Consider the following 13,519-nt stretch of genomic DNA (forward strand, 5'->3'; position numbering starts at 1 on the left):
TTGCGGGCCCCGGCGGTGCGGCCGGGGCCCGCAACACGTACGCCCGGCGGCAGGGCGGCGCGCGGCGACCGTGCGCTGACGTACAGTCAGGCCGGGGCCCGTGCCCCGCCCCGCAGTCGACCGTGCCGGCAGAGGAGAAGCGCCGTGGCCACCGAAGCCCACCCCGTCCCCGTCCCGCCGCCCGCCGACGGGGCCGCCCGGCCCGTTCCCGAACTGCCGGCCGAGGCCGTCACCCGGTGGCGGGCCGAGGGGTCCGAGCTGGTCGAGCTGCTCGCGCTCGCCCACCGGGAGCTGGGCGGCGTCGCGGCGTTCCGGCTCGGACCGGCCCCCACCGTGCTGGTCACCGATCCGGAGGCGGTGCAGCACGTGCTCGGGCGGCACCCGGACCGCTACGTCAAGCGCTCCCACCGGGCCCGGATGCTGGCCGGCGAGGGCGTCCTGTCCGCAACCGGAGAGGCCTGGAAGCGCCAACGGCGGATGCTGCAGTCCCAGTTCACCGGACCGGGGATGCGCCGCTACGAGCGGCGGATCGCCGAGGCCGCCCGCCGCGCCGCCGACCGCTGGGCCGGGTACGCCCGCACCGGCGAGCGCTTCGACCTCGGCGAGGAGATGCGGCACTTCGCCCTCGACACCATCTGGCGCGCCCTCACCGGCCGCCCGCTGGACGACCGGACCGACCGCGAACTCGCCTCGGTGGCCCGGGTGGTGGCCGCGCTGCCGACACTGCCCGCGGACGGCGCCGACGCCCGGGACGCGGTCGCCGAGGACCTGGCCAGGATCGACGCCGTCGCGCACGCCGCGATCGACGCCGCCCGGCGCGACCCGGCGGGCGACGGCCTGCTCCGGGTGCTGGTCGAGGCCGCCGACGAACACCCCGAGTACACCGACCGGTTGATCCGCGACGAGCTGGTGACCCTGCTGGTCGCCGGGCACGAGACCACCGCCACCACATTGACCTGGCTCTTCCTGTTGCTCGACGGCAACCCCGGGGCCCGCGCCTGGGCGCTGGCGGCCGGCCCCGAGGGCTCGGCCGGGCGGCGCGAGGCGGTGCAGGCGCTGGTCAGCGAGACCCTGCGGCTCTACCCCTCCGCCTGGATCCTGCCCCGGCACGCGGCGGAGGCCGACACCCTGGCGGGCCACCGGATCGAGGCCGGTACGGACCTGCTGGTCTGCCCCTATCTGACCCACCGGGACGCGGAGTTGTGGCCCGACCCGGAGCGCTTCGACCCGGCCCGGTTCACCTCCCCCGGCCGCAAGCCCGCCCACCTGGGCGCCTACTACCCCTTCGGGCTCGGCGCCCGCGCCTGCCTGGGCACCCAGTTCGCCGTGCGGGAGACCACCGCCCTGGTCGAGCTCCTGCTGGAGCACAGCCCGCGGCTGCTCGCCGTCCCCACCGGCTCCGCGTACGGGATCACCGTCCGGCCCGACGGGCCCGCCCCGGCCACGCTCGCGGGAGCGTGACCGGGGCGGGCCGGCCTGCGGGGCGACCGTCGGGGACGGCCGGTCGGAGACGGTCAGGTCAGGGCCGGTCAGTGCAGGGCCGGTCAGTGCAGGGCCGGTCAGGGACCGGTCAGGGGAAGGCGACCACGGTGGACGGGACGGTGGCGGTGCCGGAGGTCGGGCCACCGGTGCCGTTGACCACGTGCTCGTACTGGCCGTTGCCGCCCAGCGAGACCACCGACAGGTCGTGCAGGCGCACCCCGGGCCGGACCGGGACCTCGAAGCCGTGGTCCATCCGGATGGTCGGGTCCACGTTGAAGTAGCAGTAACTGCCGAGGCCCCAGCCCTCGTGGGTGGTCACGCCGTCGTCGACCTTGTAGGCCGCGAAGCCCTTGGTCGCGCCGTTCTGCACGGCCGCCTGGTTCGGCGCGTCGTACGCCTTCTCGTTCTGGAAGAAGATCGTCCGGCCGCGCTCGCCGGACCACTCGACGTCGTACTTCTTGAAGTGCTCCACGAACAGGCCGGTGGCGAGCACGTCGTCCCCGCGCACCAGCAGGCCGTAGTCGGAGGGGTTGGTGGTCCAGCCGACCCCGGCGCCGTGGTCGGCCCGCCAGATCCAGCTGTGGTCGACGATCACGTCGTCACTGTTGACCACGATCCCGGCGGTGGCGGAGCCGGGGCCGGCGCCGCCGACCCGGATGAACACGTCTTGGAGGGTGGTCGGGTCGGCCGCGTGGTCGGCGGCGGCGTTGTCCGGCCCGATCTGCACCAGGGAGGGCGAGTTGACCGCTCCGGCGTCGACCAGCAGACCGGCCAGCCGGACGCCGTCGACGTCGGCCACCTTGATCGCCGTCACTCCGTTGTCCGGGACGACGGTGGCCAGGCCGAGGCCGAGCACCACGGTGTCGGGCCGGTTCACCTCGATCGGCCGGTCGACGTGGTAGACACCGGGGGTGAAGAGCAGGTCGAGCCCCTGGGCCAGCGCCGCGTTGATGGTCGCCGCGGTGGCACCCGGCTTGACCACGTAGAACTGGCTGAGCGGCCGCGAACCGCCCTGCGGGGTACCGTCCCACGAGACGCCGCGGGCGTCGGTCCGCTTGGCCGGGACGAACACCTTGTAGTCGTTGCCGTCCAGGTAGAGGAACGGCTTCTCGCGGGAGACCGGTGTGCTGTCGAGCGTGGTGTAGGGCGGGTTGGGGAAGCCCTGCGCCGGGGCGCCCTGGACGCCGGAGAACACCTGGTTCCAGACCCCGTTGGAGAAGCCGCCGACCGCGCTGTCCCGGGTGTACCACTGCTGCTGGGAGTAGTTGCCGACGGTGCCGTCGATCCGGCTGTCGGCGATGTAGCCGCCGCTGGCCCAGCCGTAGCCGTCGGGCGACAGGTTGAGGCCGCCCTTGACGTGCATCCGGCGGAACGGCGCCGCCTGGGCGACGGCCCAGTGGTCGGTGCCGTTGACCGGGTTGAGCGCGAGGTTCTCGGCGGAGCGCCAGAAGTTCTGCGTCGCGTTGCCGTTGAACCAGCCGGCGTCCACCGTGACATCGCCGTTGATGGTGGTGTCGTCCGGCTTCAGGCCGAGGCCGGCGATCGAGGTGTAGAAGCCGAGCTGCGCGTTGAGGTTGTTGTAGGTGCCCGGCTTGAACAGCAGCGCGTAGCGCTCGCTGCCGAACTGGTTGGCCTCCTGCTGGTGGAAGACCGCGTCGACCTTCGCCTGGATCCCGGGGGTGGCGGGGTCGAAGACCAGCACGTTGGGGCCGAGGTCGCCGCCGCCCTGGACCGGCGGCACGGTCGGCCCGTCGGTGGTGTTGACCCGGAAGTCCCAGAGCGAGTACCCCCAGGCGGTGCCGCGGGCCTGCCCGTTCATCCGGACGTAGCGGCCGCTGCCGGAGACGGCGAGCGTCTCGGTGCCGCCGGCACCGGTCGCGGTGGCGTACAGCGTCCGCCAGCTCGATCCGTCGTCCGAGGTCTGGAGCTGGTAGGAACGCCCGTACGCGGCCTCCCAGTTCAGGACCACCCGGCAGAGCTGGCGGACCGAGCCGAGGTCGACCTGGAGCCACTGCTGGTCGCTCGCCGCGGAGGACCAGCGGGTGCCCGGGTCGCCGTCGACGGCGTTGCCGGCCGCCGTGCCGGCGTTCTCCGCGGACGAGGCGGTGGCGGGCCGGCCCTGGGCGGCGTCGGTGCTGCCGCAGTCGGCGCCGCCCGGGGTGAAGGCGCCGTAGACCTGGAACTCCCAGAGCGAGTAGCCGTATCCGGTGCCCCGGGCCAGGCCGTTCATCCGGACGTAGCGGCCGCTGCCGGAGACGGCGAGCGTCTCGGTGCCGCCGCTGCCGGTGGTGGTGCTGTAGAGCGTCCGCCAGCTCGATCCGTCGTCCGAGACCTGGATCTGGTACGCACGCCCGTACGCCGCCTCCCAGGTGAGCACCACCTTGGTGAGCGCGGCACCGGCGCCGAGGTCGACCTGGAGCCACTGCTGGTCGCTCGCCGCGGACGACCAGCGGGTGCCGGTGGATCCGTCGACGGCGTAGGCGGCCGGGGTGGCGCCGTTCTCGGTGGACGAGGCGGTGACCGCCCGGCCCTGGGAGATCAGGGCGTCGGCGGCGTGGGCGGCCGGCGCGGGCAGCGCCAGGACGGCGCCCGAGAGCAGGGCGAGGCCGGCCAGTGCGGCCGGGGCCCTGCGGGGGCGTGCTGAAGCGAGCCTCATGGGCTTCTCCTGCGGTGGGGGTGAGTGGGGTGTGGGGGCGCGCGCCACGGCCCGCACCCGGTGCGGCGCAGGTACCGGGCGTGGGGGAACGACGGGGCGGCCGGGCGGTCAGCGGTCGACGGTCGGCCGGCCGGGCTCGGCAGGTGGTGGCCGGCCGGGCACGGGTGGACGGCCGCCGGAGGTCCGACGGAGCGCCACCGGCCCGCCGTCCGGGCTCGGGGAGCGCCCCCGACCGGGAGTCTCGGGGCTGCCGATCGGGGGTGTCAACCCTTCGCGCCGACTTTCCTCACACCGTGAACTTGCGGGTGTGCCAACGGATCGGCGAAAGAAGCCAGGTCAGGCGGGGGTGGCCCGCACCTCCCGGGCCCGCGGTTCGGCGCGACGCGGGAACTCCCCGCCGGAGTCCAGGAAGTCGGTCAGCGGCAGGGTCGCCGCGCCGACGGTGACCGCCTCCGGCCCGAGCATGCCGAGCACGATCGAGGTCTGCTCCCGGGGGAACCGCAGCGCGTACTCGGTGGCGGCGGCGCGGATCGCGGGCAGCAGCCGGGGGCCCAGCAGCAGCCCGGCCCAGCCGCCGATCACGATCCGCTCGGGGTTGAACAGGTTGACCAGGTCCGCGATCGCCGCGCCCAGGTACTCCGCCGCCTCGGCCAGCAGCCCCGTGGCCGCCGGCTCGCCCGCCTCGGCGGCCGCCAGCAGCGCGGCCAGCCCGGCCTTCTCGCCGCCGCCGGGCGGCGCCGCGCCCCACCGCTCGACCAGCGCCTCGGCGCCGACGTACGCCTCCAGGCAGCCGCGCGCGCCGCACCGGCAGCGCCGGCCGCCGACGTGCACCTTGGTGTGGCCCCACTCGCCGGCGCTGCTGGTGGCGCCGCGGAAGCGCACGCCGTCGGCGATCACACAGGCGCCGACCCCGGAGCCGAACAGCGCGATCACCGCGTGCCGGACCCCGCGCCCGGCGCCGAACCACATCTCGGCCTGGCCGAGCGTCTTGGCGCCGTTGTCGACGAACAGCGGCAGGTCGGTACCGGCTCTCAGCAGCCGGCCGAGCGGGACGCCCTCCCAGCCGACGGTCTGGCTGTGCACGACGATCCCGAGGCCGTCCGGGGCCGGGTCGCCCTGGTCGACGATGCCCGGGACGCCGATGCCGACGCCGAGCACGGTCGCCGGATCGGTGCCGGTGCGCTCCAGCACCTCGGCCAGTCCGGACAGGATCAGCTCCACCACGTGGTCCACGTCGTGGCCGCAGTCGGAGAGCGGCCGGTCGCTGGCGGCCAGTTCGGTCCGGGCCAGGTCGAACAGGGCGACCCTGACCTGCGTCTCCCCGACGTCCACGCCGACCAGCCGGGCCCGCCCGGCGGCGACCTGGAGCAGGATCCGGGGGCGGCCGCCGTCCGACTCCACCGAGCCGCACTCCTCGATCAGCCCGTCGGCGAGCAGCTCGCCGGTCACGTTGCTGATCGAACCGGCACTGAGCCCGGTGATCACGCCGAGCTCCTGCCGGCTGAGCGGCCCGTCGAAGTACAGCCGCCGCAGCAGCGCCGACCGGCTGCCCCTGCGCAGGTCACGCACCGTCTTCTTGCCTCGCACGGTCATGGCATCTCCCTCCTGATCCGAATCTATCGCTGTCCGAACCCTTGACGGAAGCTTTTCTCACACGTTAAATCACGGCCTGAAGTAAGCATTCCATCAAGGCACTTCACCCGAACCCGCCCACCCCGCCCGAGAGGGGCAATCGGTCATGCCCATCAGCCGAGTCGCTGCGGCCACCGCCCTGGTCGCCACCCTGGTCCTCACCGCCACCGCCTGCGGCGGCGGCTCCACGTCCGGCGGCGGAGACAACAGCAGCCCCGGCACGCTCACCTACTGGGCCTCCAACCAGGGCACCAGTCTGGAGAACGACCGGCAGGTCCTGGAGCCGGAACTCAGAAAGTTCGAGCAGCAGACCGGCATCAAGGTCAAGCTGGAGGTCATCCCCTGGGCCGACCTGCTCAACCGGATCCTCGCCGCCACCAGCTCCGGCCAGGGCCCCGACGTGCTGAACATCGGCAACACCTGGTCCGCCTCGCTCCAGGCCACCGGCGCGCTGCTCCCCTTCGACGCGGCCGCCCTCAGCAGGATCGGCGGCAAGGAGCGCTTCCTGCCCGCCGCGCTCGCCTCGGCCGGCGCCCCCGGCCAGGACCCGGCCGCCGTCCCGCTGTACTCGATGGCCTACGGCCTGTACTACAACAAGAAGCTCTTCGCCGAGGCCGGCCTCGACAAGCCCCCGGCCACCTGGGAGGAGCTGGTCGCCGACGGGAAGAAGCTCACCACCGGCGACCGCCACGGCATCGCCCTGGAGGGCGGCAACGTCTCCGAGAACGTCCACCACGCCTTCGTCCTCGCCAAGCAGCAGGGCACCGACTTCTTCGACGCGGCCGGCAAGCCCGCCTTCGACAGCCCGGGCGCCGTCGCCGCCGTCAAACAGTACGTCGGCCTGCTCGGCACCGAGAAGATCGCCGCGCCCGGCAACGCCGAGTACGCCAACAACCAGTCCGTCACCGACTTCGCCACCGGCAAGGCCGCCATGCTGATGTGGCAGGCCGCCGGCGCCAACCTCAAGTCCCACGGCATGAACCCCGAGGACTACGGCGTCGCCCCCGTCCCCGTCCCGGCCGGCGCCACCGGCGGACGCGCCACCACCTCGATGGTCGCCGGCATCAACCTGGCCGTGTTCAAGAACACCAGGAACACCGACGGCGCGCTCTCCTTCGTCAAGTTCATGACCGGCACCGAGGAGCAGACCCAGCTCAACCGGACGTACGGCTCCATCCCGCCGGTCAAGGACGCCCAGGCCGATCCGGCCTTCGCCACCCCCGAGCTCAAGGCCCTCACCGACGTCCTCTCGACGAGCGCCCAACCGCTCCCGCAGGTCGCCGACGAGAGCCAGTTCGAGACCCTGGTCGGCACCGCCGTGAAGAACCTGCTCGCCGCGGCCGCCGGCGGCAAGGCCGTCACCGACGAGTCCGTGAAGGCCGAACTCACCAAGGCCCAGCAGCAGATGCCGGCCAAGTGAAGTGATCCGCAAGCGCCTCCTCCCCCGTCGCAGCGCGCTGCCGTACCTGCTGCTGCTCCCCGCCCTCGTGCTCGAACTGCTCATCCACCTGGTGCCGATGGTGGTCGGCATCGTGATGAGCTTCAAACAGCTCACCCAGTTCTTCCTCCGGGACTGGACCGCCGCCCCCTGGGCCGGTCTCGCCAACTACCGGATGGCGGTGGACTTCCACGCCCCCGTCGGCCGGGCCCTGCTGCACTCCTTCTGGGTCACCTGCGCCTTCACCGCCCTGGCCGTCGGCCTCTCCTGGCTGCTCGGCACCGCCGCCGCGATCATGATGCAGGACACCTTCCGCGGCCGCGGCCTGCTGCGCGCCCTGTTCCTGCTCCCGTACGCGCTGCCGGTCTACGCCGCCGTCATCACCTGGTCGTTCATGTTCCAACGGGACACCGGACTGATCAACCACGTGCTGCACGACCAGCTCCACCTGGTCGACGACAAGCCGTTCTGGCTGCTCGGCGACAACAGCTTCACCGCCCTGGTCACCGTCTCGGTCTGGCGCAGCTGGCCGTTCGCCTTCCTCACCCTCACCGCGGGCCTGCAGAACATCCCGCGCGAGCTCTACGAGGCCGCCGCCCTGGACGGCGCCGGCGTCCGGCAGCAGATCCGCCGGATCACCCTGCCCTCGCTGCGCCCGGTCAACCTGGTGCTCGTCCTGGTGCTGTTCCTCTGGACGTTCAACGACTTCAACACGCCGTACGTGCTGTTCGGCCGGTCGGCGCCGGAGGCGGCGGACCTGATCTCGGTCCACATCTACCAGTCCTCCTTCGTCACCTGGAACTTCGGCGCGGGCTCCGCGATGTCGGTCCTGCTGCTGCTCTTCCTGCTGCTGGTGACCTCCGGCTACCTGCTGCTCACCTCGCGCCGAAGGGATGCGCAATGATCGGCCCGCCCGCGTCCTTCCGCTGGATCCGCCGGATCCTGCTCACCGCCCTCGCCCTCTTCGCGGCCGCGCCCGTCCTGGTGATGCTCAGCAGCTCGCTGAAGCCGCTGCAGGACGTCCAGGGACCGTTCCGGTGGATCCCGAGCACCGTCACCCTCCGGCCCTACCTGGACATCTGGCGCACCATCCCGCTCGGCCGGTACCTGGTCAACTCGCTGATCGTGGCGGGCGGCGCCACCGTGCTCTCGGTGCTGGTCGCGATCCTCGCCGCCTACGCGGTGAGCCGCTACCGCTTCCGCGGCCGCCGGCTGTTCACCGTCACCGTGCTCTCCACTCAGATGTTCCCGGGCATCCTCTTCCTGCTGCCGCTCTTCCTGATCTTCGTCAACGTCGGGAACGCGACCGGGGTGGCGCTGTACGGCAGCCGGGGCGGCCTGATCCTGACCTACCTCACCTTCTCGCTGCCGTTCTCGATCTGGATGCTGGTCGGCTACTTCGACTCCATCCCGCGCGACCTCGACGAGGCCGCCCTGGTCGACGGCTGCGGGCCGGTCCAGGCGCTGCTGCGGATCATCGTCCCGGCGGCCGTGCCCGGCATCGTGGCGGTCGCGGTGTACGCCTTCATGACCGCCTGGGGCGAGGTGCTGTTCGCCTCCGTGCTCACCAACGACGAGACCCGCACCCTCGCCGTCGGCCTGCGCGGCTACGCCACCCTCAGCGACGTGTACTGGAACCAGGTGATGGCCGCCTCCCTGGTGGTGAGCGTGCCCGTGGTCGCCGGCTTCCTGCTGCTCCAGCGCTACCTGGTCGCCGGGCTCACCGCCGGAGCCGTCAAGTGACCCTCCCCGCACTCCCCTTGAGCGAAAGGCTCGCCGTGAACGACCTCAGCGCCCTCCCCGACGACTTCCTCTGGGGCGCGGCCACCGCCGCCTACCAGATCGAGGGGGCGGTGGACGCCGACGGCCGCGCACCGTCCATCTGGGACACCTTCTCGCACACCCCCGGCAAGGTCGCCGGGGGCGACACCGGCGACACCGCCTGCGACCACTACCGGCGCTGGCCCGAGGACGTCGCGCTGATGAAGCGGCTCGGCCTCGACGCCTACCGGTTCTCGATCGCCTGGCCCCGGGTGGTGCCGCTCGCCGACGACAAGGTCAACACCGCCGGACTGGACTTCTACGACCGCCTCGTGGACGCCCTGCTGGCCGCCGGCATCACGCCCTTCCCGACGCTCTACCACTGGGACCTCCCGCAGGCCCAGCAGGACCGCGGCGGCTGGCCCGTCCGGGAGACCGCCGAGCGCTTCGCCGAGTACACCGCCGCGGTGGCGGCCCGGCTCGGCGACCGGGTGACCGACTGGGCGACCCTCAACGAACCGCTCTGCTCCGCCTGGATCGGCCACCTGGACGGGGCGATGGCCCCCGGCCTGACCGACCTCACCGCGGCCGTCCGGGCCTCCTACCACCTGCACCTCGCCCACGGCCTGGCCGTCCAGGTGCTGCGCGAGAGCGTCGCCGGGGCCCGGATCGGCATCGTCAACAACCTCAGCCCGGTGACCGCCGCCACCGACTCCGAGGCCGACCGGGCGGCCGCCGTCCGCGCCGACGGCCACATCAACCGGTGGTGGCTGGACCCGGTCCTCGGCCGCGGCTACCCCGAGGACATGGTGCGGGCCTACGGCGTCGACCTGCCGGTGCGCGACGGCGACCTCGACCTCATCGGGGCCCCGCTGGACTGGATCGGCCTGAACTACTACTTCCGCCAGATCGTCGCCGACGACCCGACCGGCCCCGCCCCGCACTTCCGCCAGCTGCCCGGCCCCGGCCCCGAGCGGACCGCCATGCCGTGGGAGGTGCACGCCCCCGGGCTGGAGGAGCTGCTGCTGCGCCTCACCCGCGAGTACGGCGCGCGGCGGATCTACGTCACCGAGAACGGTTCCGCCTACCGCGACACCGTCGGCCCCGACGGCAGCGTCCACGACCCGGAGCGCACCGCCTACCTGGAGCAGCACCTGGCCGCCTGCGCCCGGGCCACCGCCCAGGGCGCCCCGCTGGCCGGGTACTTCGCCTGGTCGCTGCTGGACAACTTCGAGTGGGCGTACGGCTACGACAAGCGCTTCGGCCTCGTCCACGTCGACTACGCGACCCAGCGGCGGACGGTCAAGACCAGCGGCCGGCGCTACGCCGACCTGATCACCGCCCACCGGGGGCGCTGACGCCGACACCCGAGGGGCGCGGACCGAATCGGTCCGCGCCCCTCGGGTGCACCCCTGCCCCCGCACCGCCCCGTCGGCCGCGTCAGTGGCGCCGTCCCAGGTAGGCCGGGGTGACGGCGGAGATCAGCACGGCGGCCGCGGCCACCTGGAGCAGGTGGCGTATCCAGTCGACCCCGTCCGTGTGCCGCACGCCGACCGCCGAGGCGAGCAGATTGCCGAGCAGCGCGCCCACCAGCCCCAGCAGCACCGTCAGCCAGAGCGGAACGGGCTGACGGCCCGGCAGTACCAGCTTGGCGAGCAGACCGACGACGAGTCCGACGACGAGCGCCCAGATCAGCGTCATGGGGAACAACCTCCCTGTGGGCCGGGCTCCCGGCCGGTCGACCGGGGCGCCCTCCGCCTGCCCCGCCGGCCCCGCTTCATTCCTGGGTCGCCCGCGAGCCGGCCGCGCCCCGGGGAGGCTACGGCGCGTCGACCGGGTCGGCGGCGCTCACCGGCACGTCCGGGTGGCGGAACCAGGAGCCCTGCACGGCCCACTGGACCAGCATCAGCACACCGCCCAGCAGCAGGGCGCCGATGCCGATCACGGTCACCCCGCCGGTCTCGCCGATGAGCGGCAGATCGATCGAGGTCGCCCCGTAGTCGGCGGCCGCGTAGACGTCGAACGCGGCGTAGCAGAAGAAGTACAGCAGCACCACGCCGCCCAGCAGCGGGACGAGCCCCTTGAAGACGAAGTCCTTGACGCTCCTGGTCAGCACCCGCCGGTAGTACCAGACGCAGGCGAAGCCGGTCAGGCCGTAGTAGAAGGCGATGCCGAGCCCCACCGAGGCGATCGAGTCGGCCAGGACGTTGCCGCTGATCGCGGTCAGCAGGACGTAGAAGGCGATCGACGCCAGGCCCATGCCGACGGTCGACCAGGTCGGGGTGCGGTGGCGGGGGTGCACCCGGCCGAACGCGGCGGGCACGGCCTTGTGCGCGGCCATCGAGAAGGCGGTCCGGGCGGTGGGCAGGATGGTGGTCTGGGTGGAGGCCGCCGCCGAGGTCAGCACCATGAAGATCAGCAGCTTGCTGAGGAACCCGCCGAAGCCCGCCGTGCCGAACACCGCGTCGCCGAGGCCGGACAGCACGTCCCCGGAGTTCTCCTCGTTGCCCAGTCCGATGCCCTCCGTGCCGATCCCCGCGAACGACAGCGCCGAGGTGGACACCAGGGTGTAGATCAACAGCAGCAGCACGGTGGAGATGACGGCCGCCCGCCCCGGGGTGCGCTTCGCGTCGGCGGTCTCCTCGTTGACCGAGACGGCGGTGTCCCAGCCCCAGTAGATGAACACCGCGGCGAGCATCCCGGCCGTGAAGGCACCGGCCGAGGGGATGTCGAAGGGGTTGAACCAGGAGGCGCTGACGTGGGCCGCCGTGCCGGGCGCACCGCTGCCGTAGGCCTTGACCAGGGCGGTGACCGACAGCACGACCAGCATCACCACCTCGATCGACAGCAGCCAGCGCTGCAGGGCGGCGGAGATCTCGATCCCGACGTAGCAGATCGCCGTCATCACGACGATCCAGACCACGCCGGCGATCGACGTCCAGACCGTGCTGTCGGCGAGCGAGTCCAGCCCCACCAGCCGGAACCCGTAGACGCCCGCGATCTGCGCCAGGTTCGCCATCACGATGATGTCGGCGACGATGATCCCCCAGCCGCCCATCCACCCGGTGCGCGGCCCGAACGCCCGGGCGGCCCAGGTGAAGGTGGTGCCGCAGTCCGGATCGGAGGCGTTCAGCTCCTTGTACGCGTACGCGATCATCAGCATCGGGATGAACGCCAGGATGGTGACGATCGGCGCCTGGAACCCCACCCCCACCACGATGATGCCGAGCGTCGCGGCGAGGCTGTACGCGGGCGCGGTGGAGGCCAGCCCGATGGCGACCGAGGAGACCAGACCGAGCGCACCGGTCTTCAGCCCCTTCTCGCCCGCACCCGAGCCGGTCGCCACTGGCGCCACGCCCGGGGCCGGGCCGTCGGAGGAGTGCGGCATGGGTCCCACCTCCTCCCCCTGACCCACCCGAGTGCCTCGGGCCCGGTCACGGGGTCAGACAAATCACCCTGAACCGACCATACTGCCGCCACCCCTCCCCGGCTCGCTGCGCGCCTGCGGCCCAGCTGGGGGCGCCCCGGCCGCTCCGGGGCGCCGCGTCACCCCTCACCGACCGCGCCCGCACACCGCGCGGGCGGCCCGGCCGCCGAACCGCGTGGCGGTGCCGGGTGCGGTCGGGGTGGTCGCCGATACTCCGAGCAGCCGAGCGACGGCGGAGGGGTGAGCGAGAGGATCCCGATTCCCGATGGAGTTCCTGGTCGACATGGTGACCACCGTCCCCGACGGGACGAGCGAGGAGGAGGTGGCGCGGATGCGGGCCCGGGAGGCCGTCCGGGCCGGGGAGCTGGCCGCGCAGGGGAGCCTGCTGCGACTCTGGCGGCCGCCGCTCTCGCCCGGCGAGTGGCGCACCTGGGGGCTGTTCAGCGCGCCCGACGCGGAGCGGCTGGAGCGGCTCCTGGCCTCCATGCCGCTGCGGGCCTGGCGGCGCGACCGCGTCACGCCGCTGTCGCCGCACCCGAGCGACCCCGGGGCGGAGGGCGTCCGATGAGCGACACCGCCGTGCTGCGGGGCGTGCTGGACCGCTGGAAGGCGGCCGTCGACGCCCATCGGCCCGAGGCGGTCGCGGCCTGCTTCACCGAGGACGCGGTCTTCCAGGGCCTGCACCCGTACAGCGTCGGGCGGCCGGGCGTCGCCGCCTACTACGCCTCCCAGCCGCCCGGGATGACGGCCGACTACCGCGTCCTGGAGACCAGGCGGCTCACCGACGGCCTCCTGCTCGGCTACCTCGCCGTCGACTTCGCCTTCGTCGACCGGCCGACGCTGACCGTGAACCTCGGGGTCCTGCTGAGCAGGGCGGGCGACAGCTGGTCCATCGCCCACTACCAGGTCTCGCTGCTGCCCTGACGGCGGTCCCGCGTCAGTGCCGGTGGTGGTTGTCGGGCTGGGCCGGGTCGCCGGGGTGTTCGAGGCCGGGCAGCAGGGTGAGCCGGGCGGCGCGGGTGCGGTCGAGCCAGCGGACGAAGGCGGCGCGGCGGGCGGCGGCCCGGACGGCGGGGGCCGGGTCGCCGGCCTCCTCCCCCGGCGGGTGGACGGCGAGCAGGGC

11 protein-coding genes and 1 pseudogene are annotated in these 13,519 nt (G+C 73.2%); 7 read left to right on the plus strand and 5 right to left on the minus strand.

Going from position 1 to position 13,519, the window contains the following annotated elements:
- Positions 1-144 precede the first annotated feature (144 nt).
- On the plus strand, positions 145-1,461 hold the full coding sequence (locus ACFWA9_RS34265; protein WP_359803935.1) for a cytochrome P450: 1,317 nt from the start codon (positions 145-147) through the stop codon (positions 1,459-1,461).
- Between the two features lie 109 nt (positions 1,462-1,570).
- On the opposite strand, the gene ACFWA9_RS34270 is transcribed toward ACFWA9_RS34265, so the two are convergent.
- Together ACFWA9_RS34270 and ACFWA9_RS34275 are read right to left on the minus strand one after the other, a co-directional pair.
- On the minus strand, positions 1,571-4,138 hold the full coding sequence (locus ACFWA9_RS34270; RefSeq protein ID WP_380392611.1) for a discoidin domain-containing protein: 2,568 nt from the start codon (positions 4,136-4,138) through the stop codon (positions 1,571-1,573).
- A 336-nt stretch (positions 4,139-4,474) separates the two neighbouring features.
- Positions 4,475-5,731 (minus strand): ROK family protein, encoded by a 1,257-nt coding sequence (locus ACFWA9_RS34275; RefSeq protein WP_380392614.1) that lies wholly within the window; start codon positions 5,729-5,731, stop codon positions 4,475-4,477.
- 145 nt (positions 5,732-5,876) lie between these two features.
- Here ACFWA9_RS34275 and ACFWA9_RS34280 point away from each other — a divergent pair, with 145 nt between their 5' ends.
- From ACFWA9_RS34280 to ACFWA9_RS34295, 4 genes are read left to right on the plus strand one after another with little or no spacing between them, the layout of a single operon-like run.
- Positions 5,877-7,190, plus strand: a complete 1,314-nt coding sequence (locus ACFWA9_RS34280; protein WP_329486377.1) for an extracellular solute-binding protein — start codon at positions 5,877-5,879, stop codon at positions 7,188-7,190.
- Position 7,191: 1 nt separating this feature from the next.
- On the plus strand, positions 7,192-8,112 hold the full coding sequence (locus tag ACFWA9_RS34285; RefSeq protein ID WP_329486378.1) for a sugar ABC transporter permease: 921 nt from the start codon (positions 7,192-7,194) through the stop codon (positions 8,110-8,112).
- A complete protein-coding gene (locus ACFWA9_RS34290) occupies positions 8,109-8,951 on the plus strand; it encodes a carbohydrate ABC transporter permease (RefSeq protein WP_329486379.1) in 843 nt (280 codons plus the stop codon). The genes ACFWA9_RS34285 and ACFWA9_RS34290 overlap by 4 nt, the downstream gene beginning before the upstream one ends.
- Positions 8,952-8,986: 35 nt before the next feature.
- A complete protein-coding gene (locus ACFWA9_RS34295) occupies positions 8,987-10,327 on the plus strand; it encodes a GH1 family beta-glucosidase (RefSeq protein WP_352298037.1) in 1,341 nt (446 codons plus the stop codon).
- An 82-nt stretch (positions 10,328-10,409) separates the two neighbouring features.
- Here the strand turns inward: ACFWA9_RS34295 and ACFWA9_RS34300 are convergent, their stop codons facing one another.
- Both ACFWA9_RS34300 and ACFWA9_RS34305 read right to left on the minus strand, forming a co-directional pair.
- The gene (locus tag ACFWA9_RS34300; protein WP_329486380.1) at positions 10,410-10,670 is read right to left on the minus strand and encodes a GlsB/YeaQ/YmgE family stress response membrane protein; all 261 of its coding nucleotides are present in this window, start codon (positions 10,668-10,670) and stop codon (positions 10,410-10,412) included.
- Positions 10,671-10,788: 118 nt separating this feature from the next.
- Positions 10,789-12,357: an APC family permease gene (locus tag ACFWA9_RS34305; RefSeq protein ID WP_352298034.1), complete on the minus strand. Its 1,569-nt coding sequence runs from the start codon at positions 12,355-12,357 to the stop codon at positions 10,789-10,791.
- 304 nt (positions 12,358-12,661) lie between these two features.
- On the opposite strand from ACFWA9_RS34305, the gene ACFWA9_RS34310 reads away from it, so the two are divergent.
- Together ACFWA9_RS34310 and ACFWA9_RS34315 are read left to right on the plus strand one after the other, a co-directional pair.
- Positions 12,662-12,964, plus strand: coding sequence for a muconolactone Delta-isomerase family protein (locus tag ACFWA9_RS34310; protein WP_352298031.1), 303 nt, complete (start codon positions 12,662-12,664; stop codon positions 12,962-12,964).
- Positions 12,961-13,320: a nuclear transport factor 2 family protein gene (locus ACFWA9_RS34315; RefSeq protein WP_380392621.1), complete on the plus strand. Its 360-nt coding sequence runs from the start codon at positions 12,961-12,963 to the stop codon at positions 13,318-13,320. Before ACFWA9_RS34310 ends, ACFWA9_RS34315 begins: the two co-directional genes overlap by 4 nt.
- A gap of 13 nt (positions 13,321-13,333) precedes the next feature.
- Here the strand turns inward: ACFWA9_RS34315 and ACFWA9_RS34320 are convergent.
- A pseudogene (locus tag ACFWA9_RS34320) lies at positions 13,334-13,519 on the minus strand (peptidyl-prolyl cis-trans isomerase); the annotation flags it as partial.

The sequence above is a fragment of the Kitasatospora sp. NPDC059973 genome, assembly GCF_042737525.1.
Classification (GTDB): Bacteria; Actinomycetota; Actinomycetes; order Streptomycetales; family Streptomycetaceae; genus Kitasatospora.

Excerpts from the sequence above, each read along its gene's own strand:
- ACFWA9_RS34305 (WP_352298034.1), bottom strand. The coding sequence starts at position 12,357 with ATGCCGCACTCCTCCGACGGCCCGGCCCCGGGCGTGGCGCCAGTGGCG.
- ACFWA9_RS34310 (WP_352298031.1), top strand. The coding sequence starts at position 12,662 with ATGGAGTTCCTGGTCGACATGGTGACCACCGTCCCCGACGGGACGAGC.
- ACFWA9_RS34290 (WP_329486379.1), top strand. The coding sequence starts at position 8,109 with ATGATCGGCCCGCCCGCGTCCTTCCGCTGGATCCGCCGGATCCTGCTC.
- ACFWA9_RS34270 (WP_380392611.1), bottom strand. The coding sequence starts at position 4,138 with ATGAGGCTCGCTTCAGCACGCCCCCGCAGGGCCCCGGCCGCACTGGCC.
- ACFWA9_RS34315 (WP_380392621.1), top strand. The coding sequence starts at position 12,961 with ATGAGCGACACCGCCGTGCTGCGGGGCGTGCTGGACCGCTGGAAGGCG.
- ACFWA9_RS34275 (WP_380392614.1), bottom strand. The coding sequence starts at position 5,731 with ATGACCGTGCGAGGCAAGAAGACGGTGCGTGACCTGCGCAGGGGCAGC.
- ACFWA9_RS34280 (WP_329486377.1), top strand. The coding sequence starts at position 5,877 with ATGCCCATCAGCCGAGTCGCTGCGGCCACCGCCCTGGTCGCCACCCTG.
- ACFWA9_RS34300 (WP_329486380.1), bottom strand. The coding sequence starts at position 10,670 with ATGACGCTGATCTGGGCGCTCGTCGTCGGACTCGTCGTCGGTCTGCTC.